General features: G+C 66.1%; 16 protein-coding genes. 4 read left to right on the forward strand and 12 right to left on the reverse strand.

Going from position 1 to position 21,322, the window contains the following annotated elements; translation table 11 throughout:
- Positions 1-95: 95 nt before the first annotated feature.
- Positions 96-3,020, reverse strand: a complete 2,925-nt coding sequence (gene polA / locus NZU74_13310) for a DNA polymerase I (protein MCS6882304.1) — start codon at positions 3,018-3,020, stop codon at positions 96-98.
- A 178-nt stretch (positions 3,021-3,198) separates the two neighbouring features.
- Here polA and NZU74_13315 point away from each other — a divergent pair, with 178 nt between their 5' ends.
- Positions 3,199-3,960, forward strand: a complete 762-nt coding sequence (locus NZU74_13315; protein MCS6882305.1) for an SDR family oxidoreductase — start codon at positions 3,199-3,201, stop codon at positions 3,958-3,960.
- Positions 3,961-4,535: 575 nt separating this feature from the next.
- Here the strand turns inward: NZU74_13315 and dnaK are convergent.
- The 10 genes from dnaK to NZU74_13365 all read right to left on the reverse strand — a co-directional run bounded on the left by dnaK (position 4,536) and on the right by NZU74_13365 (position 18,186).
- Complete coding sequence (dnaK, locus tag NZU74_13320; GenBank protein ID MCS6882306.1) at positions 4,536-6,416, reverse strand: molecular chaperone DnaK; 1,881 nt, start codon at positions 6,414-6,416, stop codon at positions 4,536-4,538.
- A gap of 95 nt (positions 6,417-6,511) precedes the next feature.
- Entirely contained in the window at positions 6,512-7,756 is a 1,245-nt protein-coding gene (locus NZU74_13325) for an FAD-dependent oxidoreductase (GenBank protein MCS6882307.1), read from the reverse strand.
- Positions 7,757-8,027: 271 nt separating this feature from the next.
- Positions 8,028-9,005, reverse strand: coding sequence for a LysR family transcriptional regulator (locus NZU74_13330; protein MCS6882308.1), 978 nt, complete (start codon positions 9,003-9,005; stop codon positions 8,028-8,030).
- Between the two features lie 7 nt (positions 9,006-9,012).
- On the reverse strand, positions 9,013-9,657 hold the full coding sequence (locus NZU74_13335; GenBank protein ID MCS6882309.1) for a CoA pyrophosphatase: 645 nt from the start codon (positions 9,655-9,657) through the stop codon (positions 9,013-9,015).
- A 192-nt stretch (positions 9,658-9,849) separates the two neighbouring features.
- Positions 9,850-10,803, reverse strand: coding sequence for a metallophosphoesterase (locus NZU74_13340; protein ID MCS6882310.1), 954 nt, complete (start codon positions 10,801-10,803; stop codon positions 9,850-9,852).
- Between the two features lie 3 nt (positions 10,804-10,806).
- A complete protein-coding gene (locus NZU74_13345) occupies positions 10,807-10,944 on the reverse strand; it encodes a hypothetical protein (GenBank protein ID MCS6882311.1) in 138 nt (45 codons plus the stop codon).
- Between the two features lie 317 nt (positions 10,945-11,261).
- Entirely contained in the window at positions 11,262-12,392 is a 1,131-nt protein-coding gene (locus tag NZU74_13350; protein MCS6882312.1) for a hypothetical protein, read from the reverse strand.
- A gap of 426 nt (positions 12,393-12,818) precedes the next feature.
- Positions 12,819-15,917 carry an SMC family ATPase gene (locus NZU74_13355; GenBank protein MCS6882313.1) on the reverse strand — a complete coding sequence of 1,033 codons (3,099 nt, stop codon included), beginning with the start codon at positions 15,915-15,917 and terminating at the stop codon, positions 12,819-12,821.
- Between the two features lie 125 nt (positions 15,918-16,042).
- Positions 16,043-16,945, reverse strand: coding sequence for an arginase (gene rocF, locus NZU74_13360; protein ID MCS6882314.1), 903 nt, complete (start codon positions 16,943-16,945; stop codon positions 16,043-16,045).
- 38 nt (positions 16,946-16,983) lie between these two features.
- Positions 16,984-18,186, reverse strand: coding sequence for an ArsA family ATPase (locus tag NZU74_13365; GenBank protein ID MCS6882315.1), 1,203 nt, complete (start codon positions 18,184-18,186; stop codon positions 16,984-16,986).
- A 235-nt stretch (positions 18,187-18,421) separates the two neighbouring features.
- On the opposite strand from NZU74_13365, the gene NZU74_13370 reads away from it, so the two are divergent.
- From NZU74_13370 to NZU74_13380, 3 genes are read left to right on the forward strand one after another with little or no spacing between them, the layout of a single operon-like run.
- On the forward strand, positions 18,422-18,937 hold the full coding sequence (locus tag NZU74_13370; protein ID MCS6882316.1) for a histidine phosphatase family protein: 516 nt from the start codon (positions 18,422-18,424) through the stop codon (positions 18,935-18,937).
- Between the two features lie 8 nt (positions 18,938-18,945).
- Complete coding sequence (locus tag NZU74_13375) at positions 18,946-19,134, forward strand: DUF86 domain-containing protein (GenBank protein MCS6882317.1); 189 nt, start codon at positions 18,946-18,948, stop codon at positions 19,132-19,134.
- A gap of 44 nt (positions 19,135-19,178) precedes the next feature.
- Positions 19,179-19,937 (forward strand): NAD-dependent deacylase, encoded by a 759-nt coding sequence (locus NZU74_13380; protein ID MCS6882318.1) that lies wholly within the window; start codon positions 19,179-19,181, stop codon positions 19,935-19,937.
- A gap of 133 nt (positions 19,938-20,070) precedes the next feature.
- Here NZU74_13380 and NZU74_13385 read toward each other — a convergent pair whose 3' ends face one another.
- Positions 20,071-21,189: a site-specific DNA-methyltransferase gene (locus NZU74_13385; protein MCS6882319.1), complete on the reverse strand. Its 1,119-nt coding sequence runs from the start codon at positions 21,187-21,189 to the stop codon at positions 20,071-20,073.
- Positions 21,190-21,322 lie beyond the last annotated feature (133 nt).

A 21,322-nucleotide genomic window follows, 5' to 3' on the forward strand; every position in this document is an offset into this window, starting at 1 on the left:
CGCGGCGCGACCTTATTTCGTACTCGTGAAAGGGCAGAGGGCTGCGCCCCCACACCTCGTGTGCGGCGAAGCCGCCCGGCGCCTCCGATGCCCCCTCAGCGGCGGGCGATGGCGAGCGGCCGCAGTTCGTCCCAGTTGGGACCGCTTTCGACTTCCACCGCGAGAGGCACTTCAAGCGCGTACACCTGTTCCATTACCTCGGCCACGAGATGCGCGGCGGTCTCTACTTCTCCTTCGGGGGCTTCGAGGATCAGTTCGTCGTGCACCTGGAGCAAGAGGCGGGTCGCCAACCCGCGCTCTTGCAGTTGCCGGTGGACGTTGATCATAGCGATCTTCATCAGGTCGGCAGCGGTGCCCTGGATAGGGGCGTTGATGGCCTCACGCATGGCTGCCTGGGCGCGGGGGCCTTTCGCCTCGCGCATCAATTCAGGGAAATGGCGCCGGCGGCCAAACAGGGTGCTCACATAGCCGGTGCGGCGGGCGTGTTCCAGGGTCGCGTCAATATAGGCGCGTATCCCCGGAAAACTGGCGAACACTCCGTCAATCAGCGTCTGGGCCTCGGCGCGTTCGATCCCCAGGCGCTGGGCCAGGCCAAAGGCGCTGATCCCGTAGATAATGCCAAAGACCACCGTCTTGGCGATCCGGCGCTGGTTTTTATCCACCCGGTCTTGCGGGACGCCGAAGAGGAAAGCGGCGGTGGCAGCGTGGATGTCGCGTCCGGCGCGAAAGGTTTCGAGCAGGGCCGGATCGCGGGTGATGTGGGCCAGCACGCGCAGTTCGATCTGCGAATAATCGGCGGCAATGAACCGGTGGCCGGGCGCGGCCACGAAACCGCGGCGGATCTCGCGGCCCTCCTCGGTGCGCACAGGGATGTTCTGCAGGTTCGGCGAATCGGAGGAGAGGCGGCCGGTGGCCGTGCCGATCTGGTTATACGAGGTATGGATGCGCCCGGTGCGCGGGTTGACCAGGGCCGGCAGGGCGTCAACGTAGGTGCTCTTCAGCTTCGTCAGTTGGCGATAGCGTAGAATGCTCTCGGCGATAGGCGCCAGGGGCGCAAGCTGCTCCAGCACCTCGGCGGTGATCGAGTAGCCGCCTGTCTTCAGGCGGCTCAGACCGAGGGCCTTCGGGTCGAGCCCGAACTTGCCGCTCTCGAAGAGCACCTGGTTGAGTTGCTGCCCCGAGTTGATATTGAACCGCTCGCCGGCCTGGGCGTAGATCTCCTCTTCCAGCGCCGCGATGCGCGCCTCCAACCTGGCGGCCAACTGGCGCATGTAGTCCACGTCGAGTAAAATACCGGCCCGTTCCATATCGGCCAGGACGGGGATCAGGGGCAACTCGAGGCGGGTGAAGAGTTCGCCAAGGCGGTCGTAGCGCGCCAGCTCCGCCTCCAGCACCGCCTTGAGCCGCAGGGTGAGATCGGCGTCGGCGGCGGCATAGGGGGCGGCCCGTTCCACCGGCACCTCGGCGAAGCTGCGCTGATCGCGCCCCCGGCCAATCAATTCCTCGATTGAGGTGGGCGGTTCGGGGAGGCGCAACTCGAAAAAGGCCAGTTCCTTCAGCCCGACGCGCTGCTTGCCGAGCAGCGCTGCCGCGATCATGGTGTCGAAGGCCAGCCCGCGCACCGCGATCCCTTCCGTCATTAGCATCTCAAGGTCGAACTTGGCGTTGTGGGCGTACTTGGCCCTGGCGGGATCTTCAAAGAACGGGCGCAGGGCCGCGAGCACCTGCGCGCGAGGCAACTGCGGGCCGCTGTGATGGCCGACAGGAACATACACCGCCGCGCCGGGCGCGATGGCGAGCGAAATGCCCACCAGTTCGCCATCGAAGGGCCGCAGGCCGGTGGCCTCGGTGTCGAAGGCGAACGCCGGCGCGGCGGTGAGGCGCGTCACCAGGTCGGCCAGGTCGGCCTCGGTGGCGATCAGCCGGTAATCGCCAGAACTGACCGGGGCCGGGGCGGTGGCCAGCGCGGGCCGTTCGGTTTCAAAGAGCGCTAACTGCTCCACACCGCCATGCTCCGCCGGCCCAGGCGACAGCGTCGCGGGCAGCGTCGCAGAGAACATGTCTTGCTGGACGACCGCCGGCTCGTCGGCGCCGTTGGCGGCGGGCGCCGCAAGCGCGGCGGCCGGCCCCGAGGACGGCGGCAACTTCTTAATCAGACCGGAACTGGCGCCGATTTCCAGCTCCTGAAACAGGCGTATCACCGCTGCGCGGTCGTAGTCGTGCACCGCCGCCGCCTTCAGGTCGAGCGTCACCGGCGCGTCACAAACAATCGTCGCCAGGCGCTTACTGAACTCGGCCACCTCGCGCTGGCCCTCCAGCACCTTCTTGTAGCGATTCGGCGCTTCGTCGAGATGGTCGAAGAGGTTCTCAATCGAGCCAAACTGCTTGAGCAGAGTGATGGCGCCCTTCTCGCCGATGCCCCTGACGCCGGGAATGTTGTCGCTCGCATCGCCCTTCAGACCGCGCAGGTCGGCCAGTTGGGCCGGAAGCAGGCCATCGTAGCGCTCGCGCACCTTCGCCAGATCGTAGAGCGTAGTGGTGGTGCGGGCGCCGTAGGGATTGGCCAGGATCACGCGGACGTGCTCATCCACCAGTTGCAGGGTATCGGTATCGCCGGTGAGGATGAGCGTTTCAAGCCCCTGGGCGGTGGCCTGCCGGGCCAGGGCGCCGATCACATCGTCGGCCTCGTAGCCCTCGGCGGTGTAGATCGGAATGTTAAGCGCCCGAACGAGCTGTTTGATGCGTTCCAGTTGCGGCTCAAACTCCTCCGGCGTTTCGGCGCGACCGGCCTTATACTCAGCGTAGAGTTCATCGCGGAAGGTGCGGCCCACGTCGAAGGCCACGGCCACATACTCCGGCTGCTGTTCCTGGAGCATTGTTAGAAGCATCTGGGCAAAGCCGAACACCGCATAAGTCGGCTCGCCGCGCGACGAGCGCAGGTCGGCGTCCTTTAACGCATGAAATGCGCGAAAGGCAAGAGCGTGTCCATCAATCAGCGCCAGACGCCTCGGCTGCGACATGCCGCTCCCTTCAGTCAAAGCGATCGCCAGAAGCAATTATACCATCGTGCACCTCAACGCCGCCTAAACAGCGCCTTGCGCGTGGATGACAAGAGTGCAAAGGGCCGTCAGGGCATCGGGAACGGCCTGACCCACATCCCTCTGATAGGGCATGCTCACCATGCCAGAAGGAACAGGCATGAAATCACTCAAGGAACAGGTTGTCCTGATCACCGGGGCGGGCGGGGGCTTCGGGCGCGCGTTAACGCGCCTGCTTTTGCGCGAGGGCTGCCTGCTGATCCTGAGCGATGTGCAGCGCGCGTCGCTGCTGGAGAGCGCCACGGCGGCGGCACAGACGGCGAAAGAGGCACCGGGGCGCGTCCTGGGCTTCGTCGAGGCCGATCTGAGCCAGGCAACGGGGGCGACGCGGCTCTACGCCGACGTGACGCGCATCAGCTCGCGCATTGATATCCTGGTGAACAACGCCGGCATCGCTGTCTACGGGCGCTTCGACCAGATCCCCCGTGACCACTGGGAGCGGTTGATGGAAATCAACCTGCTGGCGCCGATGCGCCTGACCCACCTCTTTCTGCCGCAGATGATCGCCCGGCGCAGCGGGCACATCGTCAATATCAGTTCGGCGGCGGGGCTGGTTGGCGTGGCGGGCATGAGCGTCTACAACGCCAGCAAGTTTGGCCTGCGGGGCTTCACCGAGGCCCTCGCTGGCGATCTGGCCCCTCTGGGCATTGATGTGACCGGGATCTACCCCTTCTTTACCCGAACGGCGATCCTCGATAGCCCCCACTTCGGCAGGCGGCCCTGGCGTCTGCCCGGCGTGGTCGTCGGCGACCCCGAAGTGGTCATGGCCCGTCTGGTGCGCGCGCTGCGCCGGCGCGAACGCCACGTCTATCCGGGGTTCTGGGCGCGGGCGACTGATGTGCTCCGGCGCGTGCGAGCGTAGTGCGATTTTGGATTTGGGATTTTGGATTGCTGGATATGGGTTGCTGGCGAGACCTGGCGATGATGGCCAGCCCCGGATTCAACAGGGATCGGCATAGGACAGGCCGCAGGACAGGAATAGTTCAGATCCCGGCCTGCCTGCTTGACCGTCGCTCCGTCGCGCCACGTCGCCGGTCCGCGGAGGTGTGGAGGTGTGGAGGCGTGGAGATGCGCGCCAGAAAGGTCAACCCTTCTCAGGTGCAGGGTTTTTCCGAGCGAGAAGGGGTTTTCGACATTCCAATGCGCTTACGATCCTCACCCCGCCGCCCCAACGCCCCGGATGGCGCATGCGACGCGAGCATGCGCCGGAAAACCCTGCACCTGAGAAGTGGTCAGCCTGGTGACGCTGAGCATCAGCGGCAACGATCTGGTCAACACTTTCTGGCGCGCAACTTCGATTACCATTCGCGGGCCGCAGGGCACTGGAACCTGGCCAATGGCTGCCTTGAGGCGGCTAGCTGAAGAAACCGGGTTTCCCCACCTCCTGCCTGAAGCGAAGGGGCGTGAGGAACTCAGAGTTCCCCACGCCCCTCTTCCTTACTCGACGGTGTACTCGCCCTCGACGACGCCCTCATCGCGCCGACCGCCGCCGGGGCCTTTCTGCCCGGAGGTCGCGCCATCGCCGTAGACGCTCTGCGAGACGCGGTACATCGCCTGTTGCAGTTCGTTCATCAGGCTCCGGATGCGCTCCTTGTTCTCCTGGGCGATCACATCGCGCAGATCCTTGATCAGGCCCTCGATGCGCCCGCGCTCAACGCTGTCCACCTTGTCGCCGAGTTCGCCCAGGGTCTTCTCGCTCTGGTAGGCCAGGCTGTCGGCCTGGTTCTTGAGTTCGACCAGTTCGCGTCGCGCCCGGTCTTCGGCGGCGTGGATCTGGGCCTCGCGCACCATGCGCTCCACCTCCTCTTTGCTGAGGTTGGTGCTGGCAGTGATGGTGATGCGCTGCTCCTTGCCGGTGGCCTTATCGCGCGCGCTCACATTGAGAATGCCGTTGGCGTCAATGTCGAACGTCACCTCGATCTGCGGCACGCCGCGCGGCGCCGGCGGGATGCCCTCCAGGCGGAAGCGGCCCAGGGTCATGTTGTCGGCGGCCATCTCGCGCTCACCCTGCAGGATGTGGATGTCCACCGCGGTCTGGCCATCGGCGGCGGTCGAGAAGATCTCGGTCTTCTGGGTGGGAATGGTTGTGTTGCGCTCGATCAGCCGGGTCATCACGCCGCCAAGGGTCTCCACGCCCAGCGACAGCGGGGTCACGTCGAGCAGCACCACGCCCTTCACATCGCCGCCGAGCACGCCGGCCTGGATGGCCGCGCCAATCGCCACCACCTCGTCAGGGTTGACCGACTTGTTCGGCTCCTTGCCGATCATCTTCCGCACCAGGTCCTGCACTACAGGCATGCGCGTCGAGCCGCCGACCAGCACCACCTCGTCAATCTGGCTGGCCTGGAGACCGGCATCCTTGAGGGCCTGGGTCACCGGGCCACGCAGGCGCTCGGTCAGGTGATTGGTCAGTTGCTCGAACTTCGCCCGGCTCAGGCGCATCTGCAGGTGCTTCGGCCCGCTGGCGTCGGCGGTGATGAAGGGCAGGTTGATCTCCGTCTCGGTCAGGCTCGACAGCTCCATCTTGGCCTTCTCGGCGGCCTCCTTGAGCCGCTGGAGAGCCTGGCGATCCTTGCTCAGATCGATACCCTGATCCTTGCGAAACTCTTCGATGATCCAGTTCACCACCGCGGCGTCATAGTCATCGCCACCCAGGTGCGTGTCGCCGCTGGTCGCCTTGACCTCGACCACGCCATCGCCCACCTCAAGGATGGACACGTCGAAGGTGCCGCCGCCAAGGTCGAAGACCAGAATGGTCTCATTGGCCTTCTTGTCGAGGCCATAGGCCAGGGCGGCCGCTGTCGGCTCATTGATGATACGCAACACCTCCAGCCCGGCGATCTTGCCGGCGTCCTTGGTGGCCTGGCGCTGGCTATCGTTGAAGTAGGCCGGCACGGTAATGACCGCCTGGGTCACCGGCTCGCCCAGGTAGGCCTCGGCGTCGGTCTTGAGCTTCTGCAGCACCATGGCCGAGATCTCCTGCGGCGCGTACTCCTTGCCCGTCTGCGGCACATAAATACGCACATCGCCCCGGGGACCCTTGACGATCTTGAAGGGCAGCATCTTGCGCTCGGTCTCGGTCTCATCGAAATCGCGTCCGATGAGGCGCTTGACCGAGAAGATCGTATTATCGGGGTTGATGGTGGCCTGGCGCTTGGCCGTCAGACCAACGAGGCGCTCGCCATTCTTGGCGAAGGCGACCATCGAAGGGGTGGTGCGATTACCCTCAGCGTTGGGGATCACCACCGCGTCGCCGCCTTCCATCACCGCGACTACCGAGTTCGTGGTACCCAGGTCAATGCCAACAATCTTTCCCATACTTTCACTTCCTCCTCTTTGAGACGTGGAAGGTTCCACACACTCTGGCTGAGGGTAGTGTAACGGGTTTTTACTTGCTACACACTAGCGGTGCGTTAGAAGATTGTTGGAATCGCGCCGCTGGCGAGGATTTCGGCCGCCGCCCGATAGCCGCTCTCGATGGCGCCGTGGACGGTGGCGAGATGGCCGCCGGTGACGGTGGCTTCCCCGGCGAAGTAGAGGGTTTCGGCCAGGGGAGCGGCGAGGATGGCGCGGGCGTCGCCCATGCTCACGGGGCTGTAGGTATAGGCTCCGAGGCTCCACGGATCGCGCGACCAGTCAGCGAGACGCCCCCCCAGGCAGGCGGCGCGCGCATCGGCGCCGAAGAGCGCCGTCAGTTCGGCCAGGCCGGTGGCGATAGCGCCGGCTTCGCCGCGAGCGGCCAGCCTGAGGGCTGCCGGGCCGCCCGCGTAGCCCATCAGGGTGGGCGTGGCGGCGCCGGGCGCGGGCCACCAGGTGACCACCTGCCCGTCGGTGCTGAGCACAGTGAACTCGGGCCAGAGCTGGCGGTCAAACCAGAGGATCAGTTTGGTCACGTGCCCGACGCCGATAGCATGGAGCGCGGCCAGGCGTTCGGCTGGCAACGGCGGGTCGAAGGCCGGGCGCCCGGCGCGAAGCACGCCAGCGGGCGCCGTGATCAGCGCGCGGCGGGCGGTCAGGGCCTCGCCGCGGGCCAGGCGCGCGACCACGGCCCCGGGCCGCCACACCAGACGCGCGACGGGCGCGCCGAGACGGATGGGCAGGCCGGCGGCCATGTGGTTGGTAAGGCAATCGTAGCCGTCGAGGAGGTGGAAGTTGCCGGAACCATTCTGGCTCTCGGCACGTTCGCGAGCGATAGCTACGGCGCTGAGACGGGCCGGATCGGCCGCTTCGAGGTTGGCGAGCCAGCGCAGCACAAATTCACCGGCGGGATCGCCAGGTGTCGTGTGGCGAGCAATCAGTTCGGCCACGCTGACCTCGGGGCCATCGTAGGTGTTGACAAGCTCAAAAAGCTCGTAGGTGCGGGCAATGGCCGGATCGTCGGGCGACAGCAGGCGCCCGCCGCGAGCAAAGCGGCGACTGGTTCCCCAGGGCCGGGTACGCAGCCCGGCAGCCCGGATCTCCGTCCAGGTGCAGGCGCGATCGCCGTGAACAAACTCGGCGCCAAGTTCAACCGGACCGTAGGTGCGGTCGGTGGCGATGCGCCCGCCGACGCGCTCGCGGGCTTCCAGCACGCAGATGTGTTGACCAGCGGCTTGAAGTGCGCGAGCGGCGGCCAGGCCAGCGACGCCCGCGCCGATGATGAGGGTATCGTAGATCATGACGTAACAGGGTATGGTTCAGGGGCGGATGCTCCAACGTCTCTCCGTCGCTCCACATATCCGGTCTGTAGAGGTGTGGAGGTGTGGAGCTGTGGAGATGTAGAGGTGTCAACTAGATGTCGAGCCAATTTGACATGCTCCCTATTGAAAGATGCTCTACACCTCCACAGCTCTACACCTCTACAGCTCCACAATAGCCGGTCCATACCACGACAGAGTTATCAAGGTCAGGCCCTGCGCCCTCGCGGCTGCTCGCGGCGAAATCAACGTATCAGGCACCGTCGGCGTGCACCGGCAGCGCCTGGCGCTCGGCTTCCCCGGAGGCTGGTTGCAGGCCGGCGCGGGCGATGATCGCCCGACCCGGGGACCCGGTGAGAAAGGTGAACAGCGACTGGGCGGGTCCGGGGCCGCTACGCTCGCGAACGCGAACGATGAACCAGCCCAGATTGAGGGACGCGCCGGCGAGATCGACGTGCCCCACGCCCTCGCCGCGGATCGGCGCGCAGCTTCGGGGCAAGAAAGCCAGCCCGAGACCGGCGCGCACGGCCTGCAACTGGGCGGTGGCGCTGTCGGTTTCCAGGCACGGGCGCAGATCAGCCACATTCACGCCGCGGCGCCGGAGGAGATCCTCGATCGCCCGGCGCAGGGCCGTGCCGCTACGGGGCAGGATGAGGGGATGCTCACACAATGTGGCAGGAGGAAGCTGCTCTTGCCTGAGCAGGGGATGGCCCGCCGGGGCCGCCAGGATCAGCGGTTCGGTGGCGAGGAGGGTCGATTCGAGACCGCGGCGGCGCTGCGGCTCCTGGAGCAGCGCCAGGTTCAGACTGCGGTTGGCAAGACCGTCCAGCAAGGCTTCAGTGGAGGCAACCACGAGTTCCAGGCCGACACCCGGAAACTGCTCGTGAAAGCCGGCCAGCAGGCGCGGGAGCAGCCGCTCGCCGCCGCCCGGTGTACAGCCAAGCACCACACGCCCGGCCACCTGCCCTTTGAGCGCCATCAGCGTCTCTTCAGCCCGTTCGGCGAGGCGCACCAGCTCGCGGGCGCTGGCCAGCAACTCCTCACCGGCATGGGTAAGCACCATCCGCTGGCCCACACGCCGAAAGAGGCGGATGCCGCCCAGTTGCTCCTCCAGCGCGCGGATCTGCTGGCTCACCGCGGGCTGGGTCATATGCAGGGCCGCAGCGGCGGCGGAGTAATTCCCCGTGTCAACCACGGCGAGAAATGTGCGGAGATGGAACGTACTGAGCATGGCGCAATCACAACCCGGCGCGGCGCAGGCGGGCCACCAGTTCGCTGAGCAGCAGCGCGGTGGCGCCCCAGACCTTGTAGCCCTCGAGGGCGAAAAAGGGCACCCGCATGCGCAGGCCACGCCGTTCCCAGACCTCTTCCTGAACGGTCGCCGGGTCGAGCAGGATGCGCAGCGGCACACTGAAGGCCGCCTCAACCTCATCGGGATCGGGACGCAGATCGAGTTCGCTGCTGCTGAGGCCAACCACCGGGGTAAGCCGGTTGTTGCTGGGCGGAATGTAAAAGGATGTGAGCGTGCCCAGCACCTCGACATTCGATGGCCGGACGCCCAGTTCCTCCCAGGCTTCGCGCAGCGCCGTGCCGACCGGTCCGCCATCATCAGGATCGGTGCCGCCCCCCGGCAGCGAGACCTCGCCGCGGTGGGTAGTCAGGCGGGCAGAGCGGACCGTGAGGGGCATCCACAGTTCGCCTTCGCTCGGGTAGAACAGCACAAGCACGGCCGCTTCGCGCGGCGTCACGCCAGGGGGAGGATGCATGGGCCGGATGATAGCGCCACTGAGATCGCGCAGAATGAGCAGTTCTTCGATAGCGACCGGCGCCGGATCGACCATCGCCCGGCGCAGCGCGTCTATTTGTTGCTCCAGATGAGCCATGGCTCAGATATGGCTACCTCGGCGTGAAGCACGAAGGGAAACCAGGTTGCCGTTTGCCCCTTATCCGCCGCGAGCGCCGGGACGGTCAGAACATCTGCTCGGAGAGCGGTTTGTTCGTAGCGGGACGGGCGCCTCCTGCACATCGCTCCTTCCGTCTACCAGGGCATAGCAGGGGCGACCGGCCGGTCGCCCCTACCTGTCCGTCCCTGAAGTTATAGGGGGATAACCCCAGGCGCCAGACGGAGGCGGGTAAGAAAAGCGGCTCTCCCCGCGTCCCGGCCAGGATGAGCGAACATCTTCCATTTCATCAACGATCTGCCGGAGCGTGGCGGGATCGCCGTTGCGACGAGGAAAGCTATAGCTTGCCACAGGCACAAAGGCATCGGCGCCAGCCTGGTACAACAGTTGGGTAATACGAATGCTCCCAGTATCGATGTCAATCAGGTTGCAGGAGTTCTTGCCATGCTCGCGACCCTTGCCGCGTCGCGAGGTGGTGGTGCCGCTCTGGCAGATGATCGTCCCCCGGCGCAGATCAGGACTGACGTCACGGGTATGGCCGACGTAGGCGACGTGAACGTGGCCGCACAGCAGCAATTCTGCGCCCAGTTCGTCGAGCAGGCGCACGGCAGAGCGAGGGTTGCTTATCACCCGGTTGCGGCGCTGGCCAGGCGGGTTGACGACCGGGTGGTGCCAGACCACCACTTTGCACACCTCAGGCGGATAGCCGCGAAGCCGCTGCCGCAGCGCGTCTGCCTGGCTGCGGCTGAGTCTCCCCCCATCGGATGTCAGGCCATGGGCGGTGCAGGCGCCAACTACGACGAGTCCAGGGCGCTCGAAGACCGGGTTGAGGTCGCCGCTAATATGGCGGCGGTACCGCCCAAGGGGGTCGAACAGCCGGAGGTGCAGGTTGTAGAGCGGCACATCGTGATTGCCCGGCACAACGAGTTGCGGGCCGGGCAGAGCCGCGCGCAAGGCTCTGGCGACGAGCCAATGAGTAGCAATATCGGCGCGCTGCACCAGGTCGCCGGAGATAACCACCAGGTCCGGTTTCAGGGTCGGCGCCTGACGGATCAAACACTCGGCGATTGCATGGTGAAATGGCGGGCCGGCGTGGAGGTCCGAGACGTGCAGGATCCGGTGGCGCACGCGCTACTCCTCGGCGGGCGGCGTCGCCGCGGCCGTAGCCTTCTCCCGCATAAGGCCCAGGAACGCCCGCGCAATCAAAATGGCCTCGATGGCCAGAGCGACAAGGAAGCCATAGCGGACAATCAGGGCGAGGGTGTACATACAGGCTCCGAACCAGGCGCCTGACAGGCGCATACACGCGCTATGTAAGGAGTGCGATGTGGCCTATTGTAGCACGGCCCGGCGGCAGGCGCTAGAGCCATCCCGAGGTGTAGAGGTGTGGAGGTGTGGAGGTGTGGAGGTATGCAGGTGTGGAGCAGTAGAGCGCTCGATCAGCCGATAGGCGCTCTGCCGGGGGCCTGGTTCCACCTCGCAGGACCATCCGGTTTTCATCCCGGCAGTTCCACACCTCTACACTTCTACAAAGCGGTTATGTGAAGTGGAAGGCAGCAGTTATGCCACGAAGGCAGCCTCTGAACTTAACGCTGTTCCCAGTAGCTGTAGTGTGACCCGAAGACCCAGACCTGGTTGGTTTCCAGCAGGTGCACTACAAGCCCTCCGCCGCCAAAGAATTGCACGTTGGCGCGTTCGGCGCGTTCGGGAGCGGTGCCATAGCCGATCCACTGGCCCTGGCCCCGGCTGCCGTACCAGATCTTGTAGAAGCCCCGCACGGGCACGTACAGTCCAGGAGGCGGATCGGCGGCGGGAGGCAGCGGTTCGCCTTCCTGATACCTGTCGTCGGTAAGGAAATACGACGGTTCAGGCGCAGGACGTCCAGCGTCTTTGATCACGACGATCACACGGCGCCCTTCGCCCAGATCGAGCCAGATCATCGCGCCGTGCTGGAAGGGTTGAAAGGCCGCCGGGATGCCAGCATAGGCCCGATCAGGGCAAAACAACGAGTTACGGAAGCGACTCTCGGCAATCCGCACCTCCAGGCCGAAGGCCACTGGACGAATGGGGTCGGCGCAGGAGGGCACGTTACGTGCATTGAGGAGGTCGCGTCCAAGCAACCCCAGCAGCACTTCGTAGGGCGTGCCGGCCAGTTCGGTATGGTGCTCCATGCGCCGGCGCTCAAAGTACTGCACCGTTCCTGTCCAGCTCTCCAGAGTTTCGACGCGCGGCTCGCTGATGGGGTACCCGAAGCGCATCAGGCCGCCGTTGCGTTCCCAGTAACGCAGGAAGAGGCCGCAGAGACTGTGGCCGGTTGCGGGGAAGAAGCGGCAACCGTGCGTCGGACCGACAGGGCCGGGCAGGGTCTGCCAGGGGCGGGCCTGCAACTCCAGAATGCGGGCCCCCAGGCGCCCGGCCAGGACGCCCAGGCCCTCATTGCTGTGGTCCTCCAGACGGTCGCGTTCAAACCACTGGACCGGGCCGGTCCAGATGCCCTCAACGGTTTCGATGCGTTGCTCGCTGATCGGATACCCGAACACGGCCAGGCCGCCATTACGCTCCCAGTAGTCGAGGATACGTCCAGAGACGCAGTAGCCGGTTTCGGGGAAGCAGCGGGTGCGTGCCAGGGCCCGCGCGGGGACGGCGGCGGTCAGGGTCGCCAGCAGCACGAGGGCCAGCGACAGGATGACGGCGATGCGAAGCATGCGGTGGCACATACGGGCCTCCTGCGGTCAAGACCCCTTCAGCGCGCCGAGATTTGCGAGCGGAAGGAAGCCGCGATGCGCCTTGATGGTACCACCGGCGGCGGCCGGAAGCGATGGCGCTTTCCTCGCATGCACCTCAGGAGAACCTGATGGCAACCTGGGGAAACCAGGTTTCCCCCCGCGCCCCTGCCAGAAGGTGAGGTTTTTGGGCCGGGTCGCCATAATGTAGTCTGTGAACAAAGTTTTTCGCTCAACCCCGCCCCCTCCCCAACTCTCCCCCGCTGGAGGAGGGAGCCGGGCGCCTCCCCCCAACGGGGGGAGGTTGGGAGGGGGGCGGAATTGCCAGGAAACTTCATTTACAGACTAATAAGACCGTAATGCGCGCAGAGCCCTCAAAGTACGGTAATCGAAAATCCAGAATCAACATCCAGAATGGCCTTAGCGGATCTCCCAGCGCGAACCGCGCGGGGTCTTGGTCACCTCGATATGGGTTGGAAAACGGTCCTTCAGGTCATCAATATGGGTGATCACGATGATGCGCTTGAAGTCCTCTTGCACGCTGGTGATGGCCTCGACCATGCGTTCGCGCCCGACAGCGTCGAGGACGCCGAAGCCCTCGTCAATCACCAGGGTTTCGAGGCGAGCGCCAGCGCGGCGGGCAAGGAGGCGCGAGAGGGCGATGCGGATGGCGAAGTTGGCGCGCATGGCTTCGCCGCCGCTGAAGGCGTCGTAGACCCGCGTGCCGAGGGCGTCAGCGATGCGGATCTCCAGGGTCTCGACAGTGTCGCCCTTTTTGGTGTCGCGCTGCATCTCGAAGCTGACGTGCATCTGGTTATCGGTCATGCGACCGAGGAGGCGATTGGCTTCATCTTCGATCTGGGGGATGGCGGTTTCGATGAGCATGGCCTGCACGCCTTTTTTGCCAAACGCTTCGGCGAGTTCAGCGAAGAGGCTGTAGCGTTCCTGCAGGGCGCGTTCTTCGGAGCGGGCCTGCTCCAGCTCAGCGGCGGCGGCGCGAGCCTGGCGCAGGTAGGAGCTTTTCTCGGCGTGATCACGCCGGGCGGCCTGCAACTCGCGGTCGGTGGCGCTCAGGGCCTGCCGGAGTTCGGCCAGCTGCGACTGCGTGCGGGGCAATTCGCGCAACTCCTGTTCCAGCAGGGCATCTTCGCGGGTCAGACGCTCAACATCGGCGGCGTCGCGGGCGCGCAGTTCTTCGTTCTGAAGGAGGATGGCGCGGTCGCGATTGAGGCCCTCCTGGGCGACGACCAGGGCGCGCTCTTCGTCCTCCCAGCGGCGGAGGGCGCGGGCCTGCTCGCGAGCGGCGGCGTGGGCCTCCGGGTCGTAGCCCAGGGCTTCGATCTCGGCGCGCACGGCCAGACCCTCGTCGCGCACCGCGTGGGCGAAGTCGTTGGTGTCAATCACGCGCTGTAGTTCGGCAACCTCGGCGGTCAGCGCCGGCAGGTCCTTCAGTTCGGCCTCGATGTGCCGCAGTTCCTCGCGATAGGCCTCCTGGCGACCTTCGAGTTGCCCGCGGCTGTGGAGTTGCCGGTCGAGTTCCGCCAGGCGTTCGTCGAGCATGCGGCGCATCTGGGCCAGTTCCTGCGGATCGCCCAGCAGGTCGAGGTCGGCGGCGATGGCCGCCAGCTCGGCCTGGGTGGGGGGGTCAATCGCATCGGCAGCGAGGTTGGCGCGCAGCTCATCCAGTTCGGCGCGGCGCGCGGCGGCTTCGGCGCGCCAGGCGGGAACGGCTTCCAGTTGCCGCTCCAGGCTCTCGACGCGCGCCGCCGAGGCGCGGAGGCTGTTCATCTTCGCTTCAAGCTCGGCGATGGTGTCACGGGCGGCGGCAAGCTCCGTCTCTGCCTGCCGCCCGTCGCGGCGCGCAACGGCTTCGGCTTCCCGCAGGCGTTCCAACTCGGCCTCGTAGTGGCGGCGGGCCTCGGCGATGCCCTCGGCTCCCAGGGTCGAGCCACAGACCGGGCAGACCCCGGCGCCTTCGTCGAGGAGGGCCTGGTTGCGTTCGAGCTTTTCGCGCTCATTCCGGGCGGCCTGCGCGGCGGCGCGCAGGGCGCTGAGGCGCTCAAGCGCGGTCTGCGCGGCAGCCCTCAGAGTGACGAGACGATCACCGGCTTCGTCCAGAGCGGTCTGGTCGGCGCGAGCCGCCGCCAGCTCGGCCCGCCAGCGCTCCGCCTGAACCAGTTGAGCCTCAAGGCGTTCCAGCTCAACGCGACGAGTGTCGCAAGCGGTTTGCAGGGCCTCGCGGCGGGCCTGAAGGGTCGCGGTGAGGCTCACGCGGCGGCGCAGCAAATCGTCGATCTGCGCCGCCTGCCGGGCCAGGCTCTCGGCCTCGCCGGCACAGCGGGCGCGTTCGGCGACGAGGGGCGCAAGAGCGTCGAGGGTCCTGGCGAGGCCATCAAGTTCGGCAAGGAGCATTTCGCGGCGCATCGCCTTGCGAGCGAGATCCTCCCGCCGGGCCTGGGCAGCGTGCAGGCGTTCGCGCAGCTTCGCCTTTTCCTCGGCGAACTGCTGGCGCAGATCGGCGTGGCGCCGTGACAACTCCTCATAGCGCTCGCGCAGGACATCCTGCCGTTCGACCTCGGCGCGGGCAGCGGCCAGAGCGCGCAGGCCGGCGTGGATCTCATCGCTCCGGGCGAGCAGCGTCTCGGCGCTGGCGATGCGGGCGCGCAATGCGGCCAGGTCCTGCTCGCGCCGCGTCAGATCGGCGCGGCGTTCGGCCAGGAGACGCTGCACTTCCTTACGCCGTTCAGCGCGCGTCTCCAGGAGACGCAGACGCTCGGCGGCGGCGGCGTGCTCATCGCGTGTCCGGGCGTAACGCTCCTCGACCCGGGCGACGTGCGTCTCCGCGGCCAGCACCTGCTCTTCCCAGAAGGGCGCCTGATCGGCCTGCGCGCTGAGGTGGCTGATGCGTCCCCGGAGACCCTTCAATTGATCGTCAATGGCCCTGGCGCGTTCCCTGGCCCGTGTTTCCAGCGCGGCGTACTCGCCGAGATCGAGGATATCCGCAAGCACTTGCTTGCGTTCGGCGGGAGTGCGGGCGGTAAACTCATCGGCGCGACCCTGGAGCAAGAATGAGGCGTTGATGAAGGTCTGGTACGACATACGCAGCAGCGTGTTGATCTGCTGCTGCGTTTCGCGCACGCCATGCTCGCCGACAGGGCGCCAGCGTTCGCCATCGTGCACGAACAGATCGAGCTGGCTTTTGCCGGGGGTCTGGCCGCCGCGCCTGCCCACCCCGCCGCGCTGGCGGGCGCGGCGCACGCGGTAGCGTTGCGGCCCCAGGCAAAACTCCAGATCCACAAACATTTCGCTGGCGCCCTGGGAGATCAGGTCATCGTCAGGTACACGGGCCTCGCCCCACAGCGCCCAGGTGATGGCATCGAGCAGGGCCGATTTGCCGGCGCCGTTTTCGCCGGAGAGGCAGACCACGTGCAGCCCATCGAAACACAGCGTCGGCGCCTCGGTGTCGCTCGCGGCGCGATAGCACATGAAGTTGGCGAGCGTGAGCCGGGTAGGGATCATGGCGTTGCTCCCAGCGGGCAGGGGCAAGGGGGAAACCGGGTTTTGCCCCAGACGTTACAACTAATAAAGGGCCAGGATGTCTCTGGAGTGGCTACCTCCTCCTCGCTTGGGGGGCGACGTTCACCTCAGAGAATGCGTTTCCCCAGGATTGACAGGACCAGTTCGACCGCCAGTTCCGCAGTGGTGTTGCGTTCGTCGAGGATGGGATTGACCTCCACCACATCGAGGCTACGCACCCCGCCGCTCAGGGCCAGCAGTTCCATCGCCAGGTGAGCTTCGCGGCGGGAGATGCCTCCGAAGACCGGCGTACCCACGCCAGGAGCCTCGCGCGGATCAACCACATCGAGGTCGAGGCTGACGTGGAACCCGGCGACGTCCTGCGAGGCGTGGTGCACGGCCTCTTCAATCACGGCGGCCATCCCCCGCCGGTCAATCTCGTGCATCGTAAATACGTGCAGATCCGAGGCGCGCAACGCGGCGCGCTCCAGGGGGTCGAGGTCGCGCACGCCGATGAGGGCCACACGCTCGGAGGGCACGGCGGGAATGCGGCGGGCCAGGCCGGTAAGCAGGGGATGCCCGCGACCGATCAGGGCCGCCAGGCCCATGCCGTGGATGTTGCCGCTGGGGGTGGTCTCGGCGGTATTAAAGTCGGCGTGGGCGTCGAACCAGATCAGGCCCAGGCTGCGCCCACGGGCGCTGCCGCTGACTGCGCCGATGGCCAGACTGTGGTCGCCGCCCAGAATGAGTGGAAGGTGGCCCTGCGCGACCATATCGGCCACGGTTTCGGCAAGGTCGGCGCAGACTGTCGCGATTGGTTCCAGGTAGCGCAGTTTAGCTTCGGGGGGTGGAGTCGGGCTGGTCTCGACCATGGGCACAGGCAGGTTGCCCAGGTCGCGCACATGGTAACCCAGCGTCTCGAGGCGCGCGCGCAGGCCAGCATAACGCATCGCGCTCGGCCCCATATCCACCCCCCGGCGCCCGGCGCCGAGGTCAATGGGCACGCCGATAATGGCGACCGTCGGGTCCATACCGTGAAGGTTCCCCTCTGGCAGGTTGCCGGCGGCGTTCAGGAAGCGGCGTCGCTTCCATTAGGCGAGTCGAGGGGCAACGTGTCTGGCGCGCCGAAGCGCACCTCCAGCACGCCATTGCGGAAGACGGCGCGCGTCGCGGGGCGCTCGGCCAGGGTCAGCGGGAGGATCATATCGCGGCGGAAGTTGCCGATCTCGATAAACAACTCATCGCCGCGCTTGGTCATCGAGATTTTGCCGACCTCCACATGCGGCAGAGGCAGGCGCATCACATACTCGTCGCCTTCGCGCACAATCTCCTGGGTCTTGCCGCGGAACTGCACCTGTACCGGGTCAATATCGCCAAAGATATCGCGGCCCACGCGGGCGAGATCGTCCAGGCCGGCCAGATCGCGGGCGTAGTACGGACACTCCCAGATCGGCAGCGGCCGGAAAAGATCGTACACCATCTGGCGGTAGCGCTGCTGGATGCGGGCCAGTTCCTGCATAAACGAGCCCTCTGCGGCGTCCGCCGGCAGCACCCGGTTGAGCACCACGCCGTCAATAGGATAGCCAAAGAGCGAGAGGTAGGTCGCCGCCCGCTGGGCTTCCTTGATGACGATCCGTTCCGGATTGACCACCAGGCGGTACGAACTCACCTCCGGGTCGGTGAGCGTCTCGCGGAGGGCCTCAACGCCCTTGGTGAGGCGCTCAAGGGTGGCGAACACATCCGCGGCAGGCATAAGTTGTTTGACCAGCGGGCGGGCGGCCTTGAGCGTCGTCGGTTCCCAGTCCATCACGCGGGCGGCATACCACTGGAAGGTCTCGGGCATGGTCAGCAGGCGCACCGTTTCGCCGGTAGGCGCGGCGTCAACGACAACAACGTCGAATTCGCCCGTCTTGGCCTGGCGGCGGATGTGCAACAGGCTGACGACCTCTTCCATGCCCGGAATAATCGCCAGCTCCTCGGCGGCGACATCATCCACGCCACGGCGGCGGAGCAGGGTGGAGAGGTAGCCACGCAACTCGCCCCAGTGCTCGCGCACCTCATCGAGCACATTGATCTCCTGGCCCCACAACCGGTCGGTGAGCGGCGTAGGGAGGGAGCCGAGGGGCGCATCGAGGGCATCGGCGAGACTGTGGGCCACATCGGTGCTGACGACCAGCGTCCGATAGCCGAGTTCCGCCGCGCGCACGGCTGTTGCCGCCGAGGTAGTGGTTTTTCCGACGCCGCCTTTGCCGAGGTAGAGGATCAGCCGCATCGTCCGAGTTCCTTTTGCTAGAGTCGCACTGCCGGTCACGCCGGCCGGAGTAAAGCATATGGCTGCTGGCGCGTAAAGCCCTGTCGCGCAGGCGCCCGCAACGACCCGCGCAAGGCGCCGCGAGGTAGACGCACTAGCATTGTAATTCTTGCGCTACGGCGCGTCAAACCGTTGACAGGACGGCGGGCCGTGTGGTACCCTGCCGGCGCGATGAGCCATTTACAAGGAGCGTTACGTGCTCAGCGATCTGTTTTTGATCCGCCATGGTCAGCCGGTTCACGATCCGCGCATTCCCTACCATACCCCTCCCGGTCCGGCACTCTCGGAGCACGGGCGCAACGAGGCCATCAGGGCAGCCGAGTTTCTGGCAAGCCGGGAGCTAGAGCATCTGTTTGCTTCGCCATTTGTCCGCACCAGCCAGACGGCCGAGGTGCTGGCGGAGCGTCTGGGCCTGCCGGTGACGTTCACCGCGCTGGTGCAGGAGCATGCGCCGGGCGAATCCTTTGCGCAGGTGCGCCAGCGCGTCCGCGAGTTGCTCAGCGCCGCCGAAGACTCGCCCTATGCGCGCATCGGGATCGTCACGCACGGCTCGCCGATTCGCGCCGCGCTGCTGGAACTGAGCAACGACAAGATTGACCTCAGCCGGCACGTGTACAGCGGCGGCAACCCCGCCCCCACCTGTGGCATCTGGCACGTGCACTTCCTCGATGCCTACACCCGCCGGTTTGAACTGGTGTTTAAGCCGTCATAGACACAGTAGTGCGCAACGTGGAAATCATCGGTGAAGCGACGAAGAGCGTATCGGTTGAGGTTCGCGAGAAGCGCCCATCCATTCCCTGGAAAAGCAAGGCCCGAGTTCGGGACAGGCTCATCCATCACTATTTTGGAGTCAGCCTGGATGTGGTGTGGGAGATAGTCAGAGTTGAACTGGATGATGTGGCATTCTGAGTAGAAGAGATTCTGACAGAGTTGGGCGAGCCGGGAGCCATGCCATGACGACTGCTGATGCTCTTCCCCCGGAACTGGTCGCGGCGCTGCGTCAGGCGCGGTACGTTGTGGCGCTCACCGGGGCAGGGGTGAGCGCCGAGAGCGGCATCCCCACCTTCCGCGACGCGCGGACCGGCCTCTGGGCGCGCTATAACCCCGAGGAACTGGCGACGCCCGAGGCCTTTCGCCGCAACCCGCGCCTGGTCTGGGAATGGTATGCCTGGCGGCGGCAACTGGTCAGCGCGGCGGCCCCGAACCCCGGACACCTGGCCCTGGCGCGGCTGGAGCGGTTGGCGCCGCGCTTCACCCTGATCACCCAGAACGTTGACGGGCTGCACCAGCGGGCGGGGAGCGCATCGGTGATCGAACTGCACGGCAACCTGCTACGGGTGCGTTGTTCGAGGGATGGCACGGTCTACACCACCTGGCCCGAGGTGGCCGATCCGCCGCCGCCGTGCCCGGCCTGCGGCGCGCCCCTCCGTCCCGACGTGGTCTGGTTCGGGGAAATGTTGCCGCCGGAGGCCCTGGAGCAGGCATGGCGCGCCGCCACCACCTGCGACCTGTTTCTCTCGATTGGCACCTCAGGGCTGGTGGAGCCGGCCGCCTCGCTGCCGCGCGCGGCCTACGCCAGCGGCGCGACGGTGGCGGTGATCAACCTCGATGTGACCAGCGCCGTCGAGGAGCGCCGCATGTACGTCCACGCCCGTTCCGGCGAACTGCTGCCCGCCCTGGTCAGCGCCGCCTTCCCCGATGCGGACGCCTGATGGGACCTGAGGGCGCCGTCGCGCGGCAGGGCCGAAGGATTGGCTGCGCCAATATCGGAAGAAACCGTCTGGTCCCGACCCAGGACGTGTCGCGCGGCAGGGCCGAAGGATTGGTGCAGCCAATCCTTCGGCCCTAGCGCTTGCGAAACACGAACACATACTCGTGGCGAAAGACGTAGAAGCCGCCGACAAGGGCGCGGTAACGCCACAGCTCCTGCTGCGCCCGCTTGCCTGCAGTGCCGTGGATGTCCTTGACCACGATGCTCTTAAGAGCGAAGCCGCGCTGCTGCACGGCCTGCATCGCCAGGAAGCCCAGGGGCACCCATTCGCCGCGAGCGTACTTGTCGCCGATCACCAGCGCCAGGTAGCGCCCCCGGTCAAGCGCGGCGGCAACCCCCTCCACCACTCGCCCCAGCAGGCTCAGGAAGATATCGAGGGAAGGAGCGTTGGAGAGATCGCGCGGATCCTCGCTGAAGCGGATAATATCGTGATAGGGCGGATGCAGAATGGCAAGCTGGGCGGAGGCGGCCCCGTGCTCGGCCAGCAGGGCGCGAAAATCGAGCGTAGCGCTGTCGCCCGGAATAACCGGCAGCGCCACCGCGAAGGGGTTCGGCTCGGCGGCCACCAGCCTGCGCGCCCGTTCGACCAGGGCAGGCTGCAACTCGACCCCCAGCACGTGCCGCCCAAGGCGCTGCCCCTCGATCAGGGTGGTGCCGGCGCCGACGAACGGGTCAAGCACCCACTCCCCACGGCGCGTGTAGCGACGCATCAACTGGTTGGGAATCTGTGGAACGAAATTGCCCCAGTAATCCGCGCGGTGCACGCCGCTGCCATCGCGGCGTTCAATGAGCCAGAGACTATCGGTGAAAATATCGCCGTATGACTTCCAGCGGTTCAGGTCAATTTCATTGATTGCCGCCATGCGCGCGCCGCGGGCCGCCTTGCATAGCCGTGCGGCGTAGTAACGGGCGCGTTCCAGGGTCAGGGCCGCGCCGATCTGCGCCAGCTCGGAGCGGAGCAAGGCTTCGGGAAAGACCACCGCCTCCTCATGGTCGGCGGCTCGCAGACAGCCTCCGGGCGCCACATCTGCGCACAGGGCGCCCAGCGCCGCATGCAGGGCGGGCAAATCCGGGCTGGCCCACAGTCCGTCAAGCGCCTCCAGAAACGCCTCGCGTCGCAAGCGCACCGAGGGCTCGGACCCCGCATTCGCGCCGTCGGGGGTCGCGGGTGCGGGCGGCTCCACGCTGGCCATCGCGGTTCCTCATCTGCTGGTCAGAACACTGACGGTATTGTAACACATTTTCTGGTTTCATGTCTCTTTGATGGCATGAAATGCTAGAGGCTGTAAATGTATGTGTCAACGTGAAAACAGGGACGCCCGGTTT

This window comes from Chloroflexaceae bacterium, from assembly GCA_025057155.1.
Taxonomy (GTDB): Bacteria; Chloroflexota; Chloroflexia; order Chloroflexales; family Chloroflexaceae; genus JACAEO01.